Below are 25,750 nucleotides of genomic sequence, written 5' to 3' on the forward strand. Positions count from 1 at the left end.
GCTTGTCGCTGCCGGTGCTTGTCATGATGGCGCTGGCCGTTCCGGCCCACGGCCAGGCACCCCGCCTGCCGCAGGCGCTGGTCGAGCCCCGGTTCGAGGCGGTGGGCGATGTGGCCTCCATCACCGACGGTGTGGTGTCCGCCCTGGCCCAGGACGGGCGGGGCTTCATCTGGATCGGCACCACGGCCGGCCTGGTGCGCTTCGACGGCTACCAGCTGCGCACCTACCAGCTGGGCAACGACAACCGCAAGACGCCCGCCGGGACCAGCTTCGTGCGCTCCCTGCTGGCCTCGCAGGAAGGGGTGCTCTGGATCGGCACCGAGAGCGACGGCCTGGCCCGCTTCGACCCCCAGACTGACCGCTGGACCTTCTTCCGCAGCAAGCCGGACGACCCGAAAGCCCTGGCCTCCGGCACCGTCCGCGCCCTGGCCCAGGCCCTGGACGGCACGCTGTGGGTGGGCACCATCGGCGGCGGCCTGGACCGCTTCGATCCGGCCACGGGCCAGTTCACGCACTTCCGCCAGGGGCCCGCCAGCGGGCTGCCGGATGACCGCATCCAGGCCCTGTTCTTCGATTCCCAGGGCGACCTGTGGGTGGGCACCTGGAACGGCGTGGCCCGCCTGCGCAAGGGCAGCACGCATTTCGAGACCCTGCAGGTGGAGGGCCGCCCGCTGGGCGAGCGCATCATCACCCTGCTGGCGGAGTCGCCGGACGGGCATCTGTGGGTGGGCACGCAGCAGGGGGACCTGCTGCGCCTGGGCAAGGACTCGCCCAAGCTGCAGTGGGTCGAGCTGGGCGAGCAGTCCGGTCGGCGCGACACCCTCTACGCCATGGTGGCGCCGGACCCGCAGCGCCTGTGGATGGCGCGGGCCAGCGGCATCGAGGAGCGCGACCCCGTCAGCGGCCGGCTGCTGCGCCGCCTGCAGCACGACATCCGCCGCCCCTGGGGCCTGGCCGGCAACGATGTGCGCGCCCTGGTCAAGGACGCCGCCGGCTGGATCTGGGTGGGCAGCTACGGCGGCGGCCTGCAGCTGCACAACCCGGCCAATGCCGGCCTGTGGGTCAGGCATTCCGACCTCGACGAGCACAGCCCCCTGGCCCAGGCCGATGTGCGCAGCATCCTGCAGCTGCGCAGCGGCGCCATCTGGATGGGCACCAACGAGCGCGGCGTGGCCATCCTCGACCGCGAGCTGCACCTGCAGGGCCAGATCGCGCCGCAGGAGGGCAGCGGCTTTCGCGGCGGGCGCGTGGGCGGCCTCGCGCAGACGCCCGACGGCCAGGTCTGGGTGGGCACCGACACCGCCCTCTACCGCTTCAACGAGGCCCGCCAGCTGCTGGGCCAGTACGCCGCCGGCAAGGGCCGCGTGCGCCGCCTGATGGCGGACAGCGCGGGCCGGTTGTGGGTGGCCACGCAGGACGGCCTGTTCCGCTACGACCCGGCCCAGGACCGCCTGCTTCGCATGAGCCTGGTGGGCGGTCGCAAGCTCAGCGGTGACGTCAATGCTCTGGCCGAGGATGCCCAGGGCCGCCTGCTGGTGGGCGGCGAGAGCGGGCTCTACCTGCTGTCCAAGGACGGCGAGGCCCTGGAGGAGCTGCGCTCTCCGGCCGGCGCGGGCCTGTCCAACCATTCGGTGCTGGGCCTGCTGCTGGACCGTCAGGGGCGCTTCTGGGTGGACACGGCGGCGGGCCTGCACCAGCTGAGGCGCTGGGAGGGCCAGGAGGCCCTGTTCGACCGCGTCAGCGAGCGCTACGGCCTGGGCGGCAAGGCCTTCGGTGCCAACCTGATGGACGACGAGCAGGGGCGCATCTGGACCCACCGCGCCGTCTTCGATCCCAAGACCGGCCGCTACCACGAGCTCAGTGCGGCCGACGGCGCCGCCTTCGGCACCGGCTGGTTCCGCGCCTACACGCGGCTGGACGACGGGCGCATGCTGATCGGCGGCAGCAAGGGCGTGCTGGTCATCGATGCCAGCCGCTTCAAGCCCTGGACCTACCAGCCGCCGCTGGTGGTGTCCGAGCTGCGCATCGGCGGGGAGCGCACCTCGCCCGGTCCGCTGGGTCAGACCGTGGTGCTGCAGCCGGGGCAGCGCGATGTCAGCGTGGAGTTCGCCGCCCTGGACTTCAGCAACCCGGCGGTGCTGAGCTACCGCTACCGGCTGCAGGGCTATGACAAGGACTGGATCCTCAGCGAGGCCAGCCAGCGCACCGCCAGCTACACCAATCTCGATCCCGGCCGCTACCTGCTGCAGGTGCAGGGCAGCAACCGCGTCGGGCAGTGGAGCCCGCACGAGCTGCTGATCCCCCTTCATGTGCAGCCCGCCTGGTGGCAGACCTGGTGGGCGCGCCTGGGCGGCGTGCTGCTGGGCCTGCTGGGCATCTACGGCATCGTGCAGATCCGCACCGGCTACCTGCGCCGTGCCCAGGCCGTGCTGGAGGCGCGGGTGCGCGAGCGCACGCACGAGCTGCTCACCCTGAGCCAGGCGCTGAAGGAAGCCAGCCTGACCGATCCGCTGACCGGCCTGCGCAACCGGCGCTTCCTGGCCCAGCACATCGAGTCGGACATCAACAGCGTGGTCCGCGGCTACGAGGGCGAGGTGCAGCGCCTGGCCCGCGAGCCGGGGCAGGACATGGTCTTCTTCATGGTGGACCTGGACCATTTCAAGCAGGTCAACGACGACTACGGCCACGCGGCCGGCGATGCCGTGCTGGCCCAGATGCAGGCCCTGCTGCGCCAGGTCTTCCGCGACGCCGACTACCTGATCCGCTGGGGCGGCGAGGAATTCCTCGTGGTGGCCCGCAATACCGACCGCCACCATGCCGCCGAGCTGGCGGAGCGCGCGCGCCGCACGCTGTCGCGCTACGACTTCCAGCTGGATGACGGGCGCACGCTGCGGCGCACCTGCTCGCTGGGCTTTGCCGCCTTCCCGCTGTCGGCGAAGTTTCCGCGGGGCCTGGACTGGAGCACGGTGGTGGACCTGGCCGATGCGGCGCTGTATGCCGTCAAGCGCGGCGGCCGTGATGGCTGGCTGGGCCTGGTCAGCGCCGAGGTCGACACCCTGGAGGAGCTGCGCGAATGGAGCCGCCGGCCCCTGGCCGAATGGGCGGCCACCGGACGGCTCAAGGTGGTGGGCTCGGGGCTGCAGCATGACGCGGTGCCCCTCGCCCAGGCTGAGGCCTGATCAGCAGGCCTGACGGGATCGGGCCCCGAGGCAATACCTGACCCCCGGGAAGGGGCCACAAAAGACAAGGCCTGACCCCGCAGGGCCAGGCCTTGTCCATTTCGGCAGGCGCGGCTCAGCAGGCCGCGCCCGGCGCCTTACTGCGGGCGGTAGGTCACGGTCAGCGTGTAGCTGCCGGCCGTGTAGCCCTTGACCAGCACGTAGCCGTCGCTGTTGGTCGTGACGTTGATGGTGCAGGTCTCGGTGGCCGTGCTGCCATCGGACTTGCAGCCGTAGCTGCTGGTCGTGGGCACGGCGCCCAGCTTGCCGTAGATGTCGATGTCACCCGTGCCGGTGGTGGACAGCTTGAACGAGCCGCCGGCCTTGGCCTTGAAGGGACCATAGCTCTTCGTCTGGCCGGTGCTGAGGCTGCCGGTGAAGGTCTCGGTCTTGTCGGTGGGCGTGGTGGTCGGGCCGTCGCTGCCCAGTTCCACGGCATAGGCCAGGCCCATGCGTGCGAACTTCAGCGAGTGCGCGCCGGTGCTGTCGCTGTTGGCCAGGGTGTCGTTGGCGGTGTGGATGGCCTTGTTGTCCCCGGACATGGAGGACTCGAAGGGCATGGTCGTCGCATAGCCCTTGGCGTTCCAGGAGGCGTGGTCCGAGCAGGCATAGCCGCAGCGGTCGGTGCCCACGGTGAGCGTCGGCAGGTAGGTCTTGATCAGGTTGGTGACGAAGGTGTTCTGCGCGCTGTCCGTGTAGTCGGTGAAGATGTAGATGTCGCTGGCCGAGCCCTTGTAGTTGGTCATGTCCAGCTGCATCACGCCCACGACGTTGGCGCCCGCGGCGGAGAAGCTGTTGGCGATCTCGGCCGAGCCGCGCAGGCCGACTTCCTCGGCCGCATAGGCCATGAACTTGATGGTGCGACGCGGCTTGTAGTTGTTGGCCAGCAGGGTGCGGTAGATCTCGGTGAGGCTGGCGACGCCGGAGGCATCGTCATCGGCACCCGGTGCGCGGGTGGTCTCGGAGGTGCCGGACTGGTTGATGGAGTCCAGGTGGCCGCCCAGGACCACGATCTCATTGCCGTTGTCCGTGCCCTTGATGGTGGCGATCACCGACTTCTGCTTCCAGCCACTGTGGGTGAACTGCTCCACCGTGATGTCGGTGCGGCCGTTGGCCATGGTCAGCCACTTGTTCTTCAGCCAGTCCGAGGCGTTCGCGCCGCCGCTGGTCTGGTAGTAGCGGTTGCTGTAGTTGTTGGACAGGTCGGAGATGGTCTGCACGATGTTGCTGGCCTGCATCTGCGACAGCATGGGGTTGACCACGGTCTGCTGGTCGATCACGTAGCTCGGGCGGGTGGCCAGGGTGCTGCGGTCGGTCAGGATGCGGGCATTGGTGCGGCTGCCGGCGTGCAGGTCCAGGGCGCGGCGGCCGTCGCGCTCGCTGGCATGGTGCATGTAGCCGCCGCAGCGGTGCTGGTTCTCGTGCAGCGCGGTGGACAGGGCGGGCAGCAGCTCTTCGTCGATCTGCACCAGATGCAGCTTCTCGGCCTTGAGGGCGGCGCTGGGCGTGGCCAGGCCGGCGATGTCGCCGCGGCGCAGCTGGGCTTCGGACACCGCCACCGAGGCGGTGGCGCGGGCGCCGGGCTGCAGCTTCTGCAGCTCGCTGTAGGCACCGTCGCCCAGGCTGATCCAGACCTTGTCACCGGCCTGTGCCGGGACGCTGAGGCAGAAGAGGCTGGCGGCGAGGGCCAGGGCGGACAAGGCGTTCTTGCGTTGCATGGAGGTCTCCTGATGATGAGGAAGATGGGACCCCACACCGCCCTGCTCGTGGCAGCGATCAATGTCAGCAGGCCCCTGTTGCTTGCGCGCTGCGGGACTGCCAGCGTCGGCGACGCGATTGTTCGGGCGGCAATCGCCCGTTGTGCTCAGGGTTTGTGCTGGATTCGCAGTCCATTCGGCCTATTGCCCGGGAGAAGCTGTAAGACTTGACAGGGGCCCAGACGGCCGGAGCCCCTCGCCTGTTGTGGCAGGCAGACGCCTTGTGTCAGGACGTTGCCGGGTTTGCCCCAGGGGCGTTCACCGCGGCCAGGCGTTCGGGCGTGCCGACGTCCGTCCATTCGCCGCCATACAGCGAGGCGCTGATGCGCCCGGCACCGATGCCGCGCTCCAGGCAGGGGCGCAGGGGCAGGGGCTGGTCGGGCGCCACGCCCTCGAACAGGGCGCGCTTGAAGAGACCCACGCAGGACCAGGTGTAGCGCGGGCTGATCGTCTCGCCGCTGAGGGCCAGGCCTTGCGGGCTGATGCCGAAGTCGCCGCGTGGATGGTGGGCCTGGTTGGGTACCAGCCAGAGATGGGCCAGGCGCTCGCTGGACGCGAAGTCCTGTGCGGCCTGCGCGTCCAGCACCAGGCCCGGCAGGAAGACGTCGCCGGACAGCACCCAGAAGGCCTCGTCGCCGTCCGCGCACAGCAGGGGCAGGGCCTTGGCGATGCCGCCGGCGGTCTCCAGGGCACGGCCGTGGTCGCGCTGCTCGTCGCTGTAGTGCAGGCGCACGCCGTAGCGGCTGCCGTCCCCCAGCTGCGCCGGGAACTGATCGGCCAGCCAGGCGCAGTTGATGACGATGTCGCGCACGCCGGCCGCGGCCAGGGCCTGGATGTGCCAGCGGATCAGGGGCTGGCCGCGCACGTCCAGCAGGGGCTTGGGGGTGTGGTCGGTCAGGGGCCGCATGCGCTCGCCGCGGCCGGCCGCCAGGATGATGGCTCTCATGCCCCGCAGTCTACGGGGCCTCGCGGCTTCACCGTCCGCCGCTCAGCCGGGCAGGCGGGGCGCCAGGCCCAGCGGCTCGGGCAGGGCATTGAGCACGCGCTGGAACACCGCGTGGTAGGGCCCGTCCAGCTCGGTCTGCAGCTGGCCCAGGTGGCGCCCGGTGAGCGGGTCCTTGTTCTCGGCGAAGGCCTGGTCCAGGTCCTGCCAGTCCTCCTCGCTGAAGAGCTGCATGGCGGCGGGCAGGATCTCGCGTTCCTCGATGTCCATGTGCTGCAGGTAGAGGTGCACGTAGCGCTCGGCCTGCTGCTCGAAGGCGGCGCGGCGGGCGTCCCCCAGCATCTCGAAGCCCAGCAGGCTGTGCTCCAGGTCGCGGATCGCGCGCTCGCCGCGGGCATGGTCCTCGTCCAGCTTGTCCAGCAGATCGCGCATGGCCGGCGCGCGGGCGCGCAGCTTGGGGAAGAGCAGCTCCGACTCCTTCGGGTGGTGCAGGCGCTCCGGGAACTCGTCGACGTAGAAGAGCATGGCGCGCAGCGCCGCGAAGTCCGGCAGCGTGCCGGCACGGCGGTGCTCCGCCAGCAGCAGCGGCAGGGTGCGCAGCATGGCGGCCAGGGCCGCATGCTCGTCGCGGATGATGCGCAGGGTCAGGGGCTTGAGGCCGGTCATGGCGATGTCTCCGTGCGTTCTTTTCGGGCTTTTGCCAAGACTCGCCCCAGCAGGCCTCGGCGGCCTTGCCATGGATCAAGAAGCGTGAAGCCCTTGGCGGATTCCCATGGACGTAATCGTTTGCGCGCAGCGAGGGTTTGCAGGCGGAGCGAAGTGACTTCATCGCCCCTTAAAATGCCGGGTTTACCCCCAACTTTCCGCCCGCACCCACCATGGTTGACACCGCTGCAAGCACCCCCACCCTGATGGCCCACGCCATCCGCGCACTGGCCATGGACGCCGTGCAGCAGGCCAACTCCGGTCACCCGGGCGCACCCATGGGCATGGCCGAGATGGCCGTCGCCCTGTGGGGTCGTCACCTGCGCCACAACCCGGCCAATCCGCACTGGGCGGACCGCGACCGCTTCGTGCTGTCCAACGGCCACGGCTCCATGCTGATCTATGCCCTGCTGCACCTGAGCGGCTACGAGCTGTCCATCGAGGAGCTGAAGAACTTCCGCCAGCTGCACAGCAAGACGCCCGGCCACCCCGAGGTGGGCATCACCCCGGGCGTGGAAACGACCACCGGCCCGCTGGGCCAGGGCATCACCAACGCCGTGGGCCTGGCCCTGGCCGAGAAGATGCTGGCCAAGGAGTTCAACCGTGAGGGTCACGCCATCGTCGACCACCACACCTACGTCTTCCTGGGTGACGGTTGCCTGATGGAAGGCATCAGCCACGAGGCCTGCGCGCTGGCCGGCGCCTGGAAGCTGAACAAGCTGGTCGCCCTGTACGACGACAACGGCATCTCCATCGACGGCCAGGTCGCCCCCTGGTTCATCGACAACACCGCCCAGCGTTTCGAGGCCTATGGCTGGAACGTCATCGGCCCCATCGACGGCCATGACGTGGACGCCGTGGACGCCGCCATTGCCGCCGCGAAGAAGAGCAGCGACAAGCCCACGCTGGTCATCTCCAAGACCCACATCGGCAAGGGCTCGCCCAACCGCGCCAACACGGCCAAGGCCCACGGCGAGCCCCTGGGCGCCGAAGAGATCAAGCTGACGCGCGAGGCCCTGGGCTGGTCGCATGAGCCCTTCCAGATCCCGGCTGACGTCTACGCCGCCTGGGACGCCAAGACCGCCGGCGCCGCCGCCGAGAAGGCCTGGGACGAGCGCTTCGACGCCTACGCCGCCGCCCACCCCGAGCTGGCCGCCGAGTTCCAGCGCCGCATGGCCGGCGTGCTGCCCGCCAACTTCGCGCAGATCGCCGTGGACGCCGTCGTGGCCGCCCACGAGAAGGCCGAGACCGTGGCCAGCCGCAAGGCCAGCCAGCTGGCCCTGGAGGCCTTCACCGCCGCACTGCCCGAGCTGCTGGGCGGCTCGGCTGACCTGACCGGCTCCAACCTGACCAACACCAAGAGCACGCCCGCCTTCCGCCTGGAAGCCGATGGCAGCGCCAACGGTGGCCGCCACATCAACTACGGCGTGCGCGAGTTCGGCATGGCCGCCATCATGAACGGCATCGCCCTGCATGGCGGCTACATCCCCTACGGCGGCACCTTCCTGACCTTCAGCGACTACAGCCGCAACGCCATCCGCATGGCCGCGCTGATGAAGCAGCGCGTGATCCATGTGTTCACGCACGACTCCATCGGCCTGGGCGAGGATGGCCCGACCCACCAGTCCATCGAGCACGTCTCGAGCCTGCGCCTGATTCCGGGCCTGGACGTCTGGCGTCCGGCCGACACCGTCGAGACCGTGGTCGCCTGGACCATGGCCATCGGCAATGCCCAGCGCCCCAGCGTGCTGGCCCTGTCGCGCCAGAACCTGCCCTATGCGCCCAAGACCGCCGTCGATGAAATCGCCCGCGGCGCCTACGTGCTGGCCGAGCCCGCCGAGGTGGGCCTGAAGAAGAAGGCCCAGGTGGTGATCATGGCCTCGGGTTCGGAAGTGCAGCTGGCCATGAATGCCCAGGCCCTGCTGGCCAAGGACGGCATCGCCGCCCGCGTGGTCTCGGTGCCCTGCACGAATGTGTTCGACCGCCAGGACGCCGCCTACAAGGCCAGCGTGCTGCCCGCGGGCGTGCCCCGCGTGGCCGTGGAGGCCGGCGTGACGGACTTCTGGTGGAAGTACGGCGTCTCGGCCGTCGTGGGCATCGACACCTACGGCGAGTCCGCCCCCGCGCCGGTGCTGTTCAAGCACTTCGGCTTCACGGCCGAGAACGTGGTGGACACGGTCAAGGTGGCCGTGGGGGCCGCACGTCTGAAGCGTTAAGGGCCAGCGTTAAGGGCCAGGTCTTGCGCTAGAGTGCGCTCCTCATCACAGGAGGAGCGCATGAATAGAACAGCGCATCAAAACAAGACCATGAAGGGTCGCCTGCTGGCGGCCCTTTTTCTTTGGGCAGGCCTGACGGGGCTCGCTCAGGCCCAGACCGACAGCACGCCACCATCGCCGGCCCAGTCGCTGGGCTGCCTGAAGCGGCCGGACGGCACGATCAGCTACCCGGCGCACCACCGGTTCGATCGCAGCCACGGCTTCATGCGCCTGCGCCTTCACTTCGAAAAGGCTGATGCCGCGCCGCGTGTCGAGGTGCTTGCCAACACGGCCCGCGAGGACATGCAGGACCGCGTCTACCGCTACGTGGCCGACTACCGCCTGCCCTGTCTGAAGGCCGAGGACGGCACGGTCAGCGCCGTGCAGGAGTTCGACTTCAGCAACTCCAGCATGGAGGCCCTGCCGGTGCCGGAGACGGCGCAGCGGCGTCTGCCCTTCTGCCCCGTGATGCCGCGCAAGGACATGGACCGCATCATGACCCTGAGCCGCAGTGTCGAGCATGTGGTGCTGGCGGCCACCTTCACCGGCGATGGCGAGCAGGCGCCGGAGGTCAAGGTGCTCCACAGCACGGGTGACAGGGCCGTGGAGCGGGAAGCCATCGAGCGGGTCAAGACCTACCGCATGCCCTGCCGCACGGGCAAGGAGGAGCCGCAGGTCATGCAGCAGCGCTTCACCATGGTCCCGGCGGGTCATCGCCGTTACGTGCTCAAGCAGGAGAACTTCAGTCTGGTGGAGTTCCTGTCCATGACCCAGGGCGCCCGGCAGCTGAAGGCGAACTTCGACTTCAACACCATGGGCTGCCCCTTCAAGGTGAACTACACCATCTACGGCCCGGCCCTGCCCAACGAGCTGCGCGTGGGCGGCAAGCGCGATCCCAACCGTGCGCCCTTCCTGAAGTGGCTGGGCGAACGCCAGATCGCCTTCGGCTCCGACAAGCAGGCCAACGAGCTCTTCGGGCAGACGCTGCAGATCCAGGTGCCCTGCGGGCAGCTGGACCTGGATCCGGCGGGCTCCTGAGGCGGGCGGCTCGGGCCGGTCTGCTGACGCACCGGCCGCAGGCGCGGACGGGCATGCGGGAGTGTGCCCATGCCCGCCGCGGCTTGCGCTGGATCGAAAAGAGCCGCCGACGTACCCCCTTTGTTCCGGGGCGGCTGCGACCAGGGCGCCGGAATCGGCGAAAATCCCGCGCAGTCAGGTTTTCACAGCTTTTTCATTTCACTCCGGAGACTTCCGCATGACGATCAAGATCGGTATCAATGGCTTCGGCCGTATCGGCCGCATGGTGTTCCGCGCCGCTGTCCAGAACTTCAATGACATCGAGGTCGTGGGCATCAACGACCTGCTGGAGCCGGACTACCTGGCCTACATGCTGAAGTACGACAGCGTGCACGGCCGCTTCAAGGGCGACGTGGCCGTCGATGGCAACACCCTGATCGTCAACGGCAAGAAGATCCGCCTGACCGCCGTGAAGAACCCGGCCGAGCTGAAGTGGGATGAAGTCGGCGCCGACATCGTCGTCGAGTCCACCGGCCTGTTCCTGACCAAGGAGACCGCCGAGGCCCACCTGAAGGCTGGCGCCAAGAAGGTGATCATGTCGGCCCCGTCCAAGGACGACACCCCCATGTTCGTCTACGGCGTCAACGACAAGACCTACGCCGGCCAGGCCATCATCTCCAACGCCTCGTGCACCACCAACTGCCTGGCCCCCGTGGCCAAGGTGCTGAACGACAAGTGGGGCATCAAGCGCGGTCTGATGACCACCGTGCACGCCGCCACCGCCACCCAGAAGACCGTTGACGGCCCGTCCAACAAGGACTGGCGCGGCGGCCGCGGCATCCTCGAGAACATCATCCCCAGCAGCACCGGTGCCGCCAAGGCCGTGGGCGTGGTGATCCCCGAGCTGAACAAGAAGCTGACCGGCATGTCCTTCCGCGTGCCGACCTCCGACGTCTCCGTGGTCGACCTGACCGTCGAGCTGAACAGCGCGGCCAGCTACGCTGACATCTGCGCCGAGATGAAGGCCCAGTCCGAAGGCGCGCTCAAGGGCGTGCTGGGCTACACGGAAGACAAGGTCGTCGCCACCGACTTCCGCGGCGAGTCCTGCACCTCGGTGTTCGACGCCGAGGCCGGCATCGCCCTGGACAGCACCTTCGTCAAGATCGTGTCCTGGTACGACAACGAGTGGGGCTATTCGAACAAGGTCCTGGAAATGGTCCGCGTGGTCGCCAAGTAAGCGCCGCCACCCGCACGAAAGCCCCGCCCCGGCGGGGCTTTTCCTTTGGCGGCGCCCTATGTCAAGCATGGCGAGGCCCTGCCTGGCCTGCGTGTTTTGCCTAGCCTTTCTTTACGTCCGGCGGAGCCCGAAATCCCTACACTGCCGGGCATTGGACCGTCCCCGATCTGGAGCCCTTTCGCATGTCTCAGTCAATCCCTTCGCGTCCGCTGGCCCTGGGCCTGCTGATGGCCTCCCTGGCGGCGCCCCTGGGCCTGCAGGCCCAGTCCGCGAGCGCTACCGCCGCCGCGGCGTCCGGCACCGAGACCGTGGGTCGGGTGGTCGTGCGCTTCAAGGCCGGCGCCCAGAGCGTGCGCGCCCAGGCGCTCAGTGCCAGGACCGACGTGGCCACCGCCCGCCAGATCGCCCGCAGCCGCGCCCAGAGTCTGGGGCAGCGCACGGGCCTGGCCCTGCACGCCCACCACAGCCTGGACGAGCGCACGCAGGTCGTGCTGGCCCGGGGCCTGAGCTCGGAGGCCCTGGCGGCCCGCCTGGCCCGTGACAGCGAGATCGAGCTGGTGGCCGTGGACCACCGCCGGCGGCTGGCCGCGGTGCCCAACGACCCGCTCTATCCGCAGGTCAACCAGGCGCAGGGCAGCAATGGCCATGGGCAGTGGTACCTGATGCCGCCCAGCAAGGACCTGGTCTCCAGCATCAATGCCGAAGGCGCCTGGGATCTCAGCAAGGGCAGCAGCAGCGTGGTCGTGGCCGTGCTGGATACGGGCGTCCGCTACGACCACCCTGACCTGGCAGGCAAGCTGCTGCCCGGCTACGACATGATCGGCGCGATGACCAATGACGTCGACGCCCTGGCCGTGGCCAACGACGGCGACCGGGCCGACAGCGATGCCAGCGACCCCGGCGACTGGGTCAGCAATGCCGACATCGAGGCGGGCAGCATCAGCGGCTGCACCTATGACGACGTCGCCAACAGCTCCTGGCATGGCACGCGGGTGTCCGGCCTGATCGGTGCGGCGAGCAACAACGGCATTGGCGTCGCCGGCGTCAGCTGGTCCAGCAAGATCCTGCCCGTGCGGGTGCTGGGCAAGTGCGGCGGCTACGACTCCGACATCTGGGCCGGCATGCGCTGGGCCGCGGGCATCGCCGTTCCGGGCCTGCCCCTGAATCCCACGCCGGCACGGGTGCTGAACATGAGCCTGGGCGGCGGCGGCAGCTGCAGCGACGGCGGCGGCACGGCCACGATGTACGCCGAGACCGTGGCCGCGGTGCGGGCCAAGGGTGCGGTCATCGTCGCCGCGGCGGGCAACACCTCCGGTCAGGCGGTCGGTCTGCCGGCCAACTGCAGCGGCGTGATCGCGGTGGCGGGCCTGCGCCACGTGGGCACCAAGGTGGGCTTCTCCAGCGTGGGGCCGGAGGTCGCACTGGCCGCACCGGGCGGCAATTGCGTCAATGCCAGCGGCGCCTGCCTCTACCCCATGCTCAGCACCACCAACTCGGGCAAGCAGGGGCCGGTCTCGAACGACAACGCCTACACCAACAGTGACGCCTCGGTGGGCACGAGCTTCTCGGCGCCCCTGGTCTCGGGCGTGGCCGCGCTGCTGCTGTCCGTGAAGCCCGAGCTGACGCCAGACCAGGTCCGCCAGGCCCTCGTGAGCACGGTGCGCCCCTTCCCGACCACGGGAGGCGGCTCGGGCGGTGATGCGAATCCGCCGGCCTGCACGGCGCCCACCGGCGCCGATCAGCTGGAGTGCTACTGCACCACCAGCACCTGCGGCGCGGGCATGCTGGACGCGCGCGCCGCGCTGGCCAGCGTGGCGCCGCCTCCGCCCGCCAGCTCGGGCGGTGGTGGCGGTGCGATGAGCCCGGCCTGGCTGCTGGCCCTGCTGGCGAGCGTGCCGCTGCTGCGGCGCTGGCGGCGCCAGGCCTGAGTCAGCGGGCGGACGGGGCGGCGCTGGCTGCCTCGGTGGCGCTGGCAGCAGGGGCGGCGGCACAGCTGCGGCCCTCGCCCAGCTCCTTGATGCCGCGCAGCTTGGCCTGCGTCACACCGTCGGCCTGGGCAAAGCGCAGCACATGCAGGCTGCTGGCGGCCTGAAGCTGCATCACCCGCAGGCCCTTGAGGGCGCGCTGGCTCATGGCCTCCAGGGCGGCCTCCGCGGCCTTCTCGCTGCCGTGGCGGGACAGCACCATGGTCGGCACCTCTTCGGGCGGGCCGGCCAGGTACTCGAAGTTGATGCGCATGCGCTTGTAGGTCTCTTCCTTGCGCTGCTGGAAGTCCTTGTTGGGGAAGCGGATGGTGGCCACGGCCCAGACGCCGGCCTGCTCGGCCCGCTGGTCCTGCCATTGCGTGGCGGCGATGCCGGCCTTGTCCAGCTGGGCTTGCACGCTGCGCAGGGTGTCGTCGCCCATCAGCGGCCCGAACTCCAGGCAGGCGCGGGCCTGGACCGATTTCGCGGCCTGCGCGTTCAGCAGCTGCAGCTGCTCGGGGTTCACCTGCTGCTGCAGCCGGGCGGGGTCGCTGTCACCGCGGGCATGCAGGCCGGTGAGGCCGTCCAGCCAGCCCTGGGTGAAGACGAAGATCAGCAGGTTCAGCAGCAGGGTCGCGGCGAAGAGGAGTCTCAGCATGCGGGCGGCTCGCTGGCTTGCAGACGCACGGACACCTCGCCGGCGCTGACGGTCTGGCGCTGGCCCTGCACGTCCATCAGCAGCTCGCCCTGGGCGCTGATGCCCGCGCCCACGCCCTCGTTGCCGCCGGCCGTGAGGGGGCGGCCGCGCAGGAGGTCGCGGGCCTCGTAGCGCTGCTGCCAGGCGCCGAAGCCGCCCTGCGCGAAGCCGGTGACGGCCTGGATCAGCGGGCGTGCGACGCGGCGCAGGACCTCGGGCGCGCTCAGGGCGGGGTCGAGCTCATCCAGGCTGGCGTAGCCGCTCATGAACTGGCTCTCGTTGCCGGGCTTCTGCGGGCGGATGTTCAGCCCGACGCCGATCACCGCGATGCGCTGCTCGCCCGCGCTGACGGTCTCGATGAGGATGCCACCCAGCTTGCGTCCGTCCAGCCAGAGGTCGTTGGGCCACTTGAGCTGCAGGCGCGGCGGGCTGGCGGGCTGGGGCTCGAGGGCATCGGCCATGGCGCAGCCCACGGCAAGGGACAGACCGGACCAGTCCGGCAGCGTCAGTGGCAGGGCCAGTGAGAAGGTCAGCGAGGCCCCGGCCTCGGCGTGCCAGATGCGGCCCATGCGGCCACGGCCGGCGGTCTGGTGCTCGGCGACCAGCAGGCAGGGCTGCATGTCATGGGCCCGGCGGCCGAAGCCGCCGCGCTCGCCCACGCGGTCCGGGCCGCGCTCGCCAGAGGAACGGTGCTCCGAGCGCACGCGCTCCAGCAGCACGCTGTTGGTGGAGTCCGTGCGGGCCAGGACCTCGATGGACAGGCCGGGCAGCAGGGGTTCCAGGTCTTGCCAGAGCGACTCGGCGCCCCAGTTCTGATGATTGGCAGCCATGTGGGGCAGGGGTGTCAGCGTTTGGGCGTGAGCATGGTGCCACGGCACTGCGGTGCACCGCAATGACAGGCGTATTCCTTCTTCAACTTGGGGGTGTAGCGCTCGTCCACCGTCAGCCCGTAGTCGTAGAACAGCTCCTCGCCGGGCATCAGGTCGCGCAGGGCCTTGATGAAGACGCGGCCGTTGACCTCGTCGGCCTCGCAGTTGGGATCGCAGCTGTGGTTGATCCAGCGGGCGCTGTTGCCGCCGTGCAGGGCGTCGATCACCGTGCCGTCGTCCAGGCCGAAGTAGAAGGTGTGGTTGGGCTGGCTGGGGTCGTGGGGATGGCGGTCCATGGCCTCGTCCCAGTCGATGCGCTCGCCGGTGTACTCGACGATGACCTCGCCCATGGCGATCTCGGTGACCGCGTAGACACCGCGCCCGTGCACGCCCGAGCGCCGCACCTGGATGCGCCGTCCACCGCCCTTGACGACCTTGGCGGCCTTTCTCACCGCCATGGAGGATGGCGCGTCTGCGGTCTTCTTGCGGGCGGCTTGCGGCATGGCTTGAGTTGGTTACATTGAAATCATGGGTGCGTGCGCGTGTGCGTGCGCGCGAGGCCGCATTGTAGGCAGAGCTTTTGCTGCCGGCGGCCAGCCCCACCAGGAACGTCAGAAGAGACCATGAGCAAAGCCCTGATCATTGCCGAGAAGCCTTCCGTCGCGCAGGACATCGTGCGCGCCCTCACGCCGCAGTCCGGCAAGTTCGACAAGCACGACGAGTACTTCGAGAACGACCAGTACGTGGTGAGCTCCGCCGTGGGCCACCTGGTCGAGATCAAGGCGCCGGAGGAGTACGACGTCAAGCGCGGCAAGTGGAGCTTCGCCCACCTGCCGGTGATTCCGCCGCACTTCGACCTCAACCCCATCGACAAGAGCAAGGGCCGGCTCAATGCCCTGGTCAAGCTCATCCGCCGCAAGGACATCGAGACCCTGATCAACGCCTGTGACGCGGGCCGCGAAGGGGAGCTGATCTTCCGCCTGATCGTGCAGTACGCCGGCACGGCCAAGGCGGCCATCAACAAGCCGGTGAGCCGGCTGTGGCTGCAGTCCATGACCCCGCAGGCCATCCGCGAGGGCTTCGAGCGCCTGCGCTCCGATGCGCAGATGCTGCCCCTGGCCGACGCCGCCCGCTGCCGCTCCGAGGCCGACTGGCTGGTGGGCATCAACGGCACGCGCGCCATGACGGCCTTCAACTCGCGCGACGGCGGCTTCTTCCTGACCACCGTGGGCCGGGTGCAGACGCCCACGCTGTCCATCGTCGTCGAGCGCGAGGAGAAGATCCGCAAGCACGTGGCCCGCGACTACTGGGAGATCCGCGGCAGCTTCGACGCCGAGGCCGGCCAGTACGAGGGCAAGTGGTTCGACCCCGCCTGGAAGAAGAACGCCGAGGACCCCGAGCTGAAGGCCGACCGCGTCTGGACGCAGGCCGAGGCCGAGGCCATCGCCGCCGCGGTGAAGGGCCAGCCCGCCACCGTCACCGAGGAGAGCAAGCCCAGCTCGCAGAGCAGCCCCGGCCTCTATGACCTCACCACGCTGCAGCGCGAGGCCAACTCGCGCTTCGGCTTCTCGGCCAAGACCACGCTGGGCCTGGCCCAGGCGCTCTATGAGAAGCACAAGGTCCTGACCTACCCGCGTACCGACTCCCGCTACCTGCCCGAGGACTACCTGGCCGTCGCCAAGCAGACCGCCGAGATGATCGCCAACGAGGACCTGCCCGGGCCGCTGCAGGCCCTGGCCGGCCATGCCCGCGTGGCGCTCAACAAGGGCTATATCAAGCCCACCAAGAAGGTCTTCGACAACGCCAAGGTCTCGGACCACTTTGCCATCATCCCCACGCTGCAGGCGCCCAAGAGCCTCACCGAGGCCGAGGCCAAGCTCTACGAGCTGGTGGTCAAGCGCTTCCTGGCGGTGTTCTTCCCCGCGGCCGAGTTCCAGGTCACGACCCGCATCTCCACGGTGAAGGCCGCCGGCAAGGACTACAAGTTCCAGACCAACGGCAAGGTGCTGGTCAACCCCGGCTGGCTGGCGGTCTACGGCAAGGAAAGCCAGACCGACGATCCGGCGGACGGCAGCGGCGCCAGCCTGGTGCCGGTGAAGGCCGGCGAGGTGGTGCGCACCGAGCACGTCGACGTCAAGGGCCTGGCCACCAAGCCGCCGGCCCGCTACACCGAAGCGACGCTGCTCTCCGCCATGGAAGGCGCCGGCAAGCTGGTGGACGACGACGAGCTCCGCGAGGCCATGGCCGAGAAGGGCCTGGGCACGCCAGCCACGCGCGCGGCCACCATCGAAGGCCTGATCACCGAGAAGTACATGCTGCGCGAGGGCCGCGAGCTCATCCCCACCGCCAAGGCCTTCCAGCTGATGACGCTGCTGCGCGGCCTGGGCGTCGAGGACCTCACCAAGCCCGAGCTGACCGGCAACTGGGAGCACCAGCTGGCCGAGATGGAGAAGGGCCGCCTGAACCGCGAGGAGTTCATGGCCCGCATCGCGGAGATGACCCAGCGCGTGGTGCAGAAGGCCAAGGAATACGACCGCGACACCATCCCCGGCGACTACGCCACCCTCAAGACGCCCTGCCCCAAGTGCGGCGGCGTCGTGAAGGAGAACTACCGCCGCTTCACCTGCTGCGGCAAGGATGGCGCTTCCGAGGGCTGCGGCTTCTCCATCGGCAAGATCCCCGGCGGCCGCAGCTTCGAGCTGCACGAGGTCGAGCAGTTCCTGCGCGACAAGAAGATCGGCCCGCTGGAAGGCTTCCGCTCCAAGGCAGGCTGGCCCTTCACGGCCGAGCTGGCCCTGGTCTATGACGAGGAGATCCAGAACTGGAAGCTGGAGTTCGACTTCGGCGAAGACGCCAAGAAGGCCGACGAGGCCGCCGAGGCCGTGGACTTCAGCCAGGCCGAGCCCCTGGGCGCCTGCCCCAAGTGCGGCGGCACCGTCTACGAGCACGGCAGCAACTACGTCTGCGAGAAGAGCACCGGCCCGGCGCCCAGCTGTGACTTCAAGAGCGGCAAGATCATCCTGCAGCAGCCCATCGAGCTGAACCAGATGCGCAAGCTGCTGGAGACCGGCAAGACCGACCTGCTGGAGAACTTCGTCTCCAACAAGACCCGCCGCAAGTTCAAGGCCTTCCTCAGCTATGACGCGAAGGCCGGCAAGGTGATGTTCGAGTTCGAGCCGCGCGCGGCCAAGCCGGCGGCCAAGGGTGCGGCGCGCAAGACGGCGGCGAAGAAGGCCTGAAGCCCCTCGCTGAAGCGCAGCGGCGTGCCGGTGGAGACCGGCACGCCGCTTCGCGTTTCAGGGGCGCTTGCGGGGAGCCGGGCGGCTCCCGGGAGGCTCGATGCGAGCCTCCCCGCAGGCTCAGAGGAAGGACACGAGGAACACGGCGTCCTCGTCGACGATGGCCACGCGTCCGGGGGCCAGCACGGTGAAGCTGCGCAGGTCGAAGCCCGTGTGGACGGTGCTGACGCTGCCGTCCGGCGCGATGCGGCGCAGGCGCTGGCTGCCGTCCAGCACCAGCACATTGCCGGCGCTGTCCACGGCGATGCGGCGCGCATCGGCGAAGCGGGCGGTCGCTGCGGGGCCGTCGACCACCGTGGCCTGGCCGGCCAGGCCGCCGATGGTGCTGACCACGCCGGTGCTGCTGACCTTGCGCACCGTGCTGCCGTCGGCCACATAGACATTGCCTCGCGCGTCCACCGCGGCCGCATGGGCCTTCTCGAAGGTGGCCACGTCGGGGCCGCCGTCACGCGAGCCCTTCACGTGCTGCAGGCCTGCCAGCGTGGTCACGGACTTGCCGTCGCCGCTGACCTTGCGGATGCGCAGGCCCACGGTGTCGGCGACGTAGAGGTCGCCGGCGGCGTCGGCGCTGAGGTCCTCCATGTCTTCGATGAGGGTCTTGGCATCGGCCTTGAGGATGACCGGCACGTTGCTGCCATCCGCGTTCAGGCGCCAGATGTACTGTGCGTCCGCCATGTAGAGGCTCTTCGCCGGCCCCGCGGCCAGGCCTTGCTCCGCAGAGCGCACAGGTTCGGACTGGGCCACGGTGCTGACCACGCCATCGGGGGCGACGCGGCGCAGCGCCCAGGCGCCGATGTCCCAGATGAACAGCTCGCCGGCACTGCCCTTGGCCAGGGACGCTGCCTGCCTGAAGCGGGCCGATTCCCCGGGACCGTCGACCTTGCCACCCAGCCATCGCGACCGGCCGGCCAGCGTGCGCACCGTGCCGTCGGCGCTCAGGAGCCGGACGGTGTTGGTGTCGGTGACGGCGACCTGACCCTTGGCATTGATGGCCAGCGACTGCGGGAAGGAGAAGCGCGCGGCGCTGCCCACGCCGTCCACCACCACGTCGCCCTGGAAGGCCTTGCCGGCCAGGGTCTTGACCTTGCCGTCCAGGCCGACGCTGCGGACGATGCGGCTGCCCTGATCCAGGACCAGCAGCTGCCCGGCGCCATCCAGGACGAGGCCCTTGGGCTCGTAGAAGGTGGCCGCAGCGCCCTGGCCGTCGTCGGCGCCGCGGACGTCGGTGGCGCCGGCCAGGGTGCGGACCTCACCGGCAGGGTTGCGATAGCGGATGCGCTGGCTGCCCGTGGACGAGAAGTACAGATTGCCCGCCCCGTCGAAGGCCAGGCCGCCGGCGTAGGCGCAAGCAGCGTTGTTGGCAGGCGTGTCCATGTCCTTGCAAGGGACGGCGGTGAGATCGCCCGAGGGTTCGAGCCTCAGCAGTTGGTCGGCTGCGAGCCAGATCCGGTTCGATGCGTCCACCGCGAGGGTCCAGGGGCCGTCCGGGACCATGGGAGGGGTGCGTCCGAGAACGTTCTTCCACAGGACGGTGTGCGCGCCGCTGCGCCGGTCGATCCTGACGACTTCCTGCATCGCCAGGAAGAGCTGGCCGTAGATGGTGCCGTGCGAGGCGGACGCGGCGATGTAGTTGCCGTCCTTGTCCAGGGCCAGGCCCATCCACCAGTGATTGGGCTGAGGGCTCCAGGTGCTGCTCAGCGTGCGCACCTCGCCCGTGGCCGAGACGGTCCGCAGGCGTGAATCCGCGTCGACGAGGGTGAAGCCCTCGCCGTCCGCGATCACGACGCCGGGGCTCGTGAACCGGGCCTCGGCACCGGTGCCGTCCTTCATGGAGGCGCCGCCCGGGCTGCCCGCCAGCAGCTTGACGCTGGCCGTCACCGTCAGCGTGGCCTCGCTGCTGAGCACCTGGCCCTGGCTGTTGCTGGCCTTGAGGCGGAAGCGGGCGGACTGGTCGGCGCCGCTCACGGCGGCCAGGGTCAGCTGGCTGTCCCGGGCATCGGTGACATCCACCCAGGTCGTGCCGCCGTCATTGCTGCGCTGCCACTGCAGGCTGGGCCGCGGATCGCCGCTGACGCTGGCGCTGAGCGTCAGCGCGGTACCCGCATCGGCCTTCACGCTGGCGGGCAAGGCCGCCACCGCCGGGGCCACAGGCTTGGGGTCGGTCGAGCCGCTGCCGCCGCCACCACCGCCACCGCAGCCCGCAAGAATCCAGGCTCCCCAGGCCATGCCGGCCAGGAGTCTCAATCTACGCATGTCTTTCTCCCTGTTCATTTGAAGTCGCGCCTGGGCTTCGCCCGGGCATCGCGCCGAACTTGTCGGCCCAGCATTGTCTGCGGCGCGCGGAAATTGGGCGACACTCCGCCCTTGTTGTTGTGCGCTTGGCATTACACCCTCCTGGCCGCTGGAGGCGGCCGGGCCTGGGCAAGGAAACGCATGCGAGCACCGCTGAGGGACTGGAGCATCCAGACACGCCTGATGGCGGGCCTGGGCGCTGTCGCGACCCTGCTGGTGCTGGCCGTGGGCGCCTACTGGACCAGCCGCGAGGAACGCCAGCTGACCGAGGCCCTGCTGCAGCGCCAGGAGCGCCTCTCCCAGATCGCGGCGCGCGGCTTCGCGGGTCCCATCTGGAACCTGGACAGCGCGGCCATCTCCAATCTGCTGGACGCCGTCATGGCCGACCCGGAAGTCCAGGCCATCGAGCTGGAGGCGCTGGGCGTGGACGTCCAGCCCCTGCGCCGCCAGCGTGACAACGCCGCCACGACCGTTCCCCTGGTCAAGGAGTTCGATGTGGTCTACCAGGCCGTGGCGCAGCAGCGGCCGGTCAAGGTGGGCCAGGCCCGGCTCTACTTCACCGGCGAGCGCGTGGCCGCCGCGGTGGCGGAGATGCGCCGCTTCGTGGTGATGCTGCTGGCGGCCGTGCTGGTGGCCGTGCTGGCCTCCTGCTACTGGCTGGTGAACCGCCTGGTGAAGCAGCCGGTCTCGCGCCTGGGCGCGCTGGCGCAGCGGGTCTCGCATGGCGAGCTGGGCGTGACGCTTGCGGTCGAGCGCCGGGACGAGATCGGCGAGCTGACCGAGCAGTTCAACCGCATGAGCCACCAGCTGCGCCAGTCCTCGGAAGGCCTGCGCGCCAGCGAAGCCCGCTACCGCAGCCTCTTCGAGAACGCCACCGAGGGCATCTTCCAGACCGACGGCCGAGGGCGCCTGCTGGGCCTCAACAAGGCCATGGCCCAGATGCTGGGCTACGAACGGCCGGCCCTGGCCCTGGCCGCCTCGCGCAATCTGCGCCGCCTGGTCAGCCTGGAGCCCGGCGAGCTGCGCCGCGTGCTGCGCGCGCTGATGCGCCACCGCCTGCTGCAGCAGGTGCCCATGCTGGTCGGCACGCATGACGGCCGGCAGCTGTGGATCGAGCTCAGTGCCCATGTCGTGCCGGGCGGGCAGGGGCAGGAGGCCCGCATCGAGGGCATGATCAGCGACATCACCCAGCGCCGCCTCGCCGAGCAGGAGCTCACGCGGCACCGCGACCATCTCGAGGAGCTGGTCGAGGCGCGCACCATGGAGCTGTCGCAGGCCAAGATCCGCGCCGAGGCGGCCAACCAGTCCAAGAGCCGCTTCCTGGCCACCATGAGCCACGAGTTCCGCACGCCCCTCAATGCCATCCTGGGCTTCGCCCAGCTGCTGCAGATGGACGACGGCCTGGACGACGCCCAGCGCAACAAGATCAATCTCGTGCGCGACTCCGGCGAGCACCTGCTGGCCCTGATCACCGACCTGCTGGACATGGCCAGCATCGAGGCCGGCAAGGTGCGCCTGCAGCCCGCGACGGTGGACCTGCGAGCCCTGCTGGAGGTGGCCTGCGACGCCATCCGCCTGCGCGTGGCCGAGAAGCGCCTGGCCTTCCTGGTCAGCATCGACGAGAACCTGCCGCTGCGCGTGCGCGTGGACGGCCAGCGCCTGCGCCAGGTGCTGCTCAACCTGCTGTCCAATGCCGTCAAGTTCACGGATCACGGCCGGCTGAGCCTGGTGGCGGAGCTGGTGGCGCAGACGCCGTCCAGCGCGACCGTGCGCATCGAGGTCAGCGACTCCGGCATCGGCATGAACGCTGCGCAGGTGGGCCGCCTGTTCCAGCCCTTCGAGCAGGTGGCCGAGGACGCCCGCCGCACCGGGGGCACGGGCCTGGGCCTGTCCATCAGCCAGCAGCTGGTGCGCCTGATGGGCAGCCGCATCGAGGTGCACAGCGAGCCGGGCGTGGGCAGCCGGTTCTGGTTCGACCTCGAACTGCCCCTGCAATCCTGAAGGCCATGCAGCAGCGACGATACTGCCGGCCATGAACGAAGGCGTACTGGCCAAGCTGCTGGCCATCATGGTGGCGGTGGGCATCGGCTGGCTGGTGGGCCGCATGCGCTGGCTGGGCGAGGCGGATGCCGGCGGCACGGGCGGGGATCCGGCCCGGGTGCTGTCCAACGCGGCCTTCTACATCTTCGTGCCGGCCCTGATGTTCCGCACCACGGCCCGCATCGACTTCCAGCACCTCCCCTGGGCCACCCTGCTGGGCTTCTTCCTGCCGGTGGTGCTGGGCATGCTGGCCTGCTACGGCTGGCTGCGCTGGCGAGGGCAGGGCGCGGTGGCCAGCCCCAGCGTGCGGGCCATCACGGCCAGCTTCGGCAACACGCTGCAGGTGGGCGTGCCGCTCGCCGCGGCCGTGTTCGGCGAGCAGGGCCTGGCCATCCACATCACCGTGGTGAGCCTGCATGCCCTGACCCTGCTGAGCGTGCTGACCCTGCTGGTGGAGCTGGACCTCGCCCGCGCCGCGCACGCGCACAACCCCAAGGGCCTGCGCGCCACCATGCTGGCCACGGCGCGCAACACCGTCATCCACCCGGTGGTGCTGCCGGTGCTGGCCGGCCTGCTCTGGAATGCCACCGGCTGGCGTCTGCCTCAGGCGCTGGACGAGATGCTGCAGATGCTGGGCACGGCCGTGGTGCCCCTGTGCCTGACGCTGATCGGCATGTCCCTGGCCTACTACGGCTGGCCGGCGCGCTGGCGCTCGGTGCTGGGCCTGCTGGCCTGGAAGCTGCTGGTGCTGCCCGGCCTGGTGCTGGGCCTGGGCCTGTGGGTGCTGGACCTGCCAGCGCTGCCGCTGGCAGTGATCGTGATGATGGCGGCGCTGCCGCCGGGCTCCAATGCCCTGATCTTCGCCCAGCGCTACCGCTGTGAGGAGGCCGAGACCACCGCCGCCGTGGTGCTGGGCACCCTGCTCTTTGCCTTCAGCGCGCCGCTGTGGCTGACGGGCCTGGTGCGCCTGGGCCTGCTCTGACGACGGCTGCGGAGGCCGCTGAGGGCTCCGGCGCCAGGTCTTGCCCTCTGCCGAGGCGCTTGGCAAGACCTGACCCCTCGCCCGCCGCCGGGCTGTGGCTCAGGCGGCCTGCAGGGGCAGGTGGATTTCCACCAGCGCCTCGTGGGCCGGCACCTCGGGGAAGAAGCGCAGGCGCTTCAGGAAGGGCGGTGCATCGCGCAGCTCCAGGCCACTCTGGGGCAGCCAGCTGCCGTAGAGCCAGCGGATGGCCTGGTCCAGGCTGGCATCGGGCCCCTCGTGGCGCAGCACGGCATGCAGGCCTCCCTGGATGCGGTCGGCGACCAGCCCCTGCGGGTTGGGCGGCACCGGCTGGTCCCAGGCCACGGCCAGGCCGAAGCGGCACGCGTCCGGCGGCACGGAGGACGGGTCGTCGTACAGCAGGTTGTAGGTGGCCGCCTTCGAGGGCGGCAGCTGCCGTTCCTTGCGCCAGGCGATGAAGCGCTGCAGGCTGGGGGCCAGGTCTTGCATGGGCCCCCGGTGGACCAGCAGGGCCACGGGGATGTCAGGGGTCTGCTCCAGGCGCACCTGGTCGGGCTGGAAGGGATCGTCGTACATGGGCCATTGCTCCGCTTGATGAAGTTGCCGCTCGCAGGCCGCCCAGGCCGCGGAGCGCGGATCGCGCCGCCACTGGCTGGGGGTCTTGTCGAACAGACGACGAAAGGCGCGCGTGAAGGCCTCCGGGCTCTCATAGCCGCTGGCCAGGGCCACCTCCAGCACCGGCATCGCCGGCCGGTGGGCCAGCCACTGGGCCGCGCGGCGCATGCGGGAGAGCTGCACGTAGCGGGCCAGGGGCAGGCCGCACAGGGCGGCGAACTGGCGGTGAAAGTGAAAGGGCGAGCTGTGGGCCAGGGCGGCCAGGCCGCCGAGGTCCAGGGCGGCCTCGGGCTGGCCATCCACATGGCGCAGCACGCGTTGCATGCGCTCCTGCCAGCGGCGCAGGGACTCGTTGAGGGAGGACTTCTCGGGTGCGTTCATCGTGGGACGAAGCCTAGGGGCCGGGCCGGAGTCCTGCCGTGCCGCTCTTGCGGATCGCGGCGGGCGGCGGTGAAAGAAGCCCTTGTCCAGCGGCGAAAGCCAGGGGCGGCGGGTCCCGGCGGGCGATGGCGGAGAATCAGGCGCATGAGTACCGCAGTTTCGCTCGCTTCCCTGCCCGATCCCGCCCAGGACCTCGCCGCCTACATGGACGCCCTGGGCGCCGCCGCGCGCGCCGCCAGCCGCCAGATGGCCGCCGCGCCCACGGCTGCGAAGAATGCCGCCCTGCTGGCCCTGGCCCGCCGCCTGCGCGAGCAGGGGCCGGCCCTGGCCGAGGCCAATGCCCGCGACCTGCAGGCCGCCGAGGCCGCCGGCCTGGCCGGCCCGATGCTGGACCGCCTGCGCCTCACGCCTGCCGTGATCGCCACCGTGGCCGAGGGCTGTGAGCAGATCGCCGCCATGCCCGACCCCATCGGCGAGATCACCGGCGTCAAGCGCCGCCCCAGCGGCATCAGCGTGGGCCAGATGCGCGTGCCCCTGGGCGTCTTCGGCATGATCTACGAGAGCCGCCCCAACGTGACCATCGAGGCCGCCTCGCTGGCCCTCAAGAGCGGCAACGCCTGCCTGCTGCGCGGCGGCTCGGAGGCCTTCCATTCCAACCAGGCCCTGGCGGCGCTGGTGGCGCAGAGCCTGGAGGAGGCGGGTCTGCCGGCCCGCGCGGTGCAGCTGATCGGCACCACCGACCGCGCCGCCGTGGGCCGCCTGATCGCCATGCCCGAGTTCGTGGACGTGATCATCCCGCGCGGCGGCAAGGGCCTGATCGAGCGCATCGCCAGCGAGGCCCGCGTGCCCGTCATCAAGCACCTGGACGGCAACTGCCACTGCTATGTCGACGCCGAGGTGGACCTGGACCTGGCCCTGCGCGTGGTCGACAACGCCAAGACGCAGAAGTACAGCCCCTGCAACGCGACCGAGTCCCTGCTGGTGCATGCGGCGCAGGCGGCGGCCTTCCTGCCGCGCATCGGCGCCGTGTTCGCGGCCAAGGGCGTGGAGATGCGCGGCTGCCCGCGCAGCCTGGCGGCGCTGCAGGCCGTGCCCGGCGCCCAGCTGGTGCCGGCCACCGAGGCGGACTGGGACACCGAGTTCCTGGCGCCCATCATCAGCATCAAGGTGGTGGACAGCCTGGACGAGGCCATGGCCCACATCAACCGCCATGGCTCGCACCACACCGACGCCATCCTCACCACGAACCACCCCAACGCCATGCGCTTCCTGCGCGAGGTGGATTCGGCCAGCGTGATGGTCAATGCCAGCACCCGCTTCGCCGACGGCTTCGAGTACGGCCTGGGCGCGGAGATCGGCATCTCCACCGACAAGTTCCACGCCCGCGGCCCGGTGGGCCTGGAAGGCCTCACCTCGATGAAATGGATCGTGCTGGGGCAGGGTGAGGTGCGGGGCTGAGGC

Annotated in this window: 17 protein-coding genes; 9 read left to right on the forward strand and 8 right to left on the reverse strand. The window is 70.0% G+C overall.

Translation table 11 applies throughout. From position 1 onward, the window contains the following. Window positions 1-23: 23 nt before the first annotated feature. Window positions 24-3,179, forward strand: a complete 3,156-nt coding sequence (locus tag O9Y01_RS08305; protein ID WP_269631072.1) for a ligand-binding sensor domain-containing diguanylate cyclase — start codon at window positions 24-26, stop codon at window positions 3,177-3,179. Between the two features lie 137 nt (window positions 3,180-3,316). Here O9Y01_RS08305 and O9Y01_RS08310 read toward each other — a convergent pair whose 3' ends face one another. From O9Y01_RS08310 to O9Y01_RS08320, 3 genes are all read right to left on the reverse strand, one after another. Continuing rightward, window positions 3,317-4,936, reverse strand: coding sequence for a M20/M25/M40 family metallo-hydrolase (locus O9Y01_RS08310; RefSeq protein ID WP_269631073.1), 1,620 nt, complete (start codon window positions 4,934-4,936; stop codon window positions 3,317-3,319). Window positions 4,937-5,201: 265 nt separating this feature from the next. Further along, the gene (gene murU / locus O9Y01_RS08315; protein ID WP_269631074.1) at window positions 5,202-5,921 is read right to left on the reverse strand and encodes an N-acetylmuramate alpha-1-phosphate uridylyltransferase MurU; all 720 of its coding nucleotides are present in this window, start codon (window positions 5,919-5,921) and stop codon (window positions 5,202-5,204) included. 42 nt (window positions 5,922-5,963) lie between these two features. After that, the gene (locus O9Y01_RS08320) at window positions 5,964-6,584 is read right to left on the reverse strand and encodes a hemerythrin domain-containing protein (protein ID WP_269631075.1); all 621 of its coding nucleotides are present in this window, start codon (window positions 6,582-6,584) and stop codon (window positions 5,964-5,966) included. Between the two features lie 212 nt (window positions 6,585-6,796). Between O9Y01_RS08320 and tkt the strand changes: the two genes are divergently transcribed. From tkt to O9Y01_RS08340, 4 genes are all read left to right on the forward strand, one after another. Then, window positions 6,797-8,839, forward strand: coding sequence for a transketolase (tkt, locus tag O9Y01_RS08325; protein WP_269631076.1), 2,043 nt, complete (start codon window positions 6,797-6,799; stop codon window positions 8,837-8,839). Window positions 8,840-8,899: 60 nt separating this feature from the next. Beyond that, window positions 8,900-9,916, forward strand: a complete 1,017-nt coding sequence (locus O9Y01_RS08330; protein WP_269631077.1) for a hypothetical protein — start codon at window positions 8,900-8,902, stop codon at window positions 9,914-9,916. A gap of 217 nt (window positions 9,917-10,133) precedes the next feature. Then, on the forward strand, window positions 10,134-11,132 hold the full coding sequence (gene gap, locus O9Y01_RS08335; RefSeq protein WP_269631078.1) for a type I glyceraldehyde-3-phosphate dehydrogenase: 999 nt from the start codon (window positions 10,134-10,136) through the stop codon (window positions 11,130-11,132). A 182-nt stretch (window positions 11,133-11,314) separates the two neighbouring features. Beyond that, window positions 11,315-13,060 carry a S8 family peptidase gene (locus O9Y01_RS08340; RefSeq protein WP_269631079.1) on the forward strand — a complete coding sequence of 582 codons (1,746 nt, stop codon included), beginning with the start codon at window positions 11,315-11,317 and terminating at the stop codon, window positions 13,058-13,060. A gap of 1 nt (window position 13,061) precedes the next feature. On the opposite strand, the gene O9Y01_RS08345 is transcribed toward O9Y01_RS08340, so the two are convergent. The 3 genes from O9Y01_RS08345 to O9Y01_RS08355 are packed head-to-tail and all read right to left on the reverse strand — an operon-like array spanning window position 13,062 to window position 15,120. Beyond that, window positions 13,062-13,754: a hypothetical protein gene (locus O9Y01_RS08345; protein WP_269631080.1), complete on the reverse strand. Its 693-nt coding sequence runs from the start codon at window positions 13,752-13,754 to the stop codon at window positions 13,062-13,064. Beyond that, entirely contained in the window at window positions 13,748-14,623 is an 876-nt protein-coding gene (locus O9Y01_RS08350; RefSeq protein ID WP_269631081.1) for a biotin--[acetyl-CoA-carboxylase] ligase, read from the reverse strand. Before O9Y01_RS08350 ends, O9Y01_RS08345 begins: the two co-directional genes overlap by 7 nt. A 14-nt stretch (window positions 14,624-14,637) precedes the next feature. Then, window positions 14,638-15,120 (reverse strand): SET domain-containing protein, encoded by a 483-nt coding sequence (locus O9Y01_RS08355; protein ID WP_269631384.1) that lies wholly within the window; start codon window positions 15,118-15,120, stop codon window positions 14,638-14,640. A 165-nt stretch (window positions 15,121-15,285) separates the two neighbouring features. On the opposite strand from O9Y01_RS08355, the gene O9Y01_RS08360 reads away from it, so the two are divergent. Further along, entirely contained in the window at window positions 15,286-17,901 is a 2,616-nt protein-coding gene (locus O9Y01_RS08360; protein ID WP_269631082.1) for a DNA topoisomerase III, read from the forward strand. A gap of 120 nt (window positions 17,902-18,021) precedes the next feature. On the opposite strand, the gene O9Y01_RS08365 is transcribed toward O9Y01_RS08360, so the two are convergent. Continuing rightward, complete coding sequence (locus O9Y01_RS08365; protein WP_269631083.1) at window positions 18,022-20,214, reverse strand: NHL domain-containing protein; 2,193 nt, start codon at window positions 20,212-20,214, stop codon at window positions 18,022-18,024. Between the two features lie 180 nt (window positions 20,215-20,394). Between O9Y01_RS08365 and O9Y01_RS08370 the strand changes: the two genes are divergently transcribed. Beyond that, complete coding sequence (locus O9Y01_RS08370; RefSeq protein ID WP_269631084.1) at window positions 20,395-22,254, forward strand: sensor histidine kinase; 1,860 nt, start codon at window positions 20,395-20,397, stop codon at window positions 22,252-22,254. Between the two features lie 31 nt (window positions 22,255-22,285). Continuing rightward, on the forward strand, window positions 22,286-23,275 hold the full coding sequence (locus O9Y01_RS08375) for an AEC family transporter (protein ID WP_269631085.1): 990 nt from the start codon (window positions 22,286-22,288) through the stop codon (window positions 23,273-23,275). A gap of 99 nt (window positions 23,276-23,374) precedes the next feature. Here O9Y01_RS08375 and O9Y01_RS08380 read toward each other — a convergent pair whose 3' ends face one another. Next, entirely contained in the window at window positions 23,375-24,289 is a 915-nt protein-coding gene (locus tag O9Y01_RS08380) for an AraC family transcriptional regulator (protein WP_269631086.1), read from the reverse strand. Between the two features lie 204 nt (window positions 24,290-24,493). On the opposite strand from O9Y01_RS08380, the gene O9Y01_RS08385 reads away from it, so the two are divergent. Next, complete coding sequence (locus O9Y01_RS08385) at window positions 24,494-25,747, forward strand: glutamate-5-semialdehyde dehydrogenase (RefSeq protein ID WP_442952737.1); 1,254 nt, start codon at window positions 24,494-24,496, stop codon at window positions 25,745-25,747. The last annotated feature ends 3 nt before the right edge of the window (window positions 25,748-25,750 follow it).

The sequence above is a fragment of the Pelomonas sp. BJYL3 genome, assembly GCF_027257975.1.
GTDB classification, from domain to species: domain Bacteria; phylum Pseudomonadota; class Gammaproteobacteria; order Burkholderiales; family Burkholderiaceae_C; genus Roseateles_B; species Roseateles_B flavus.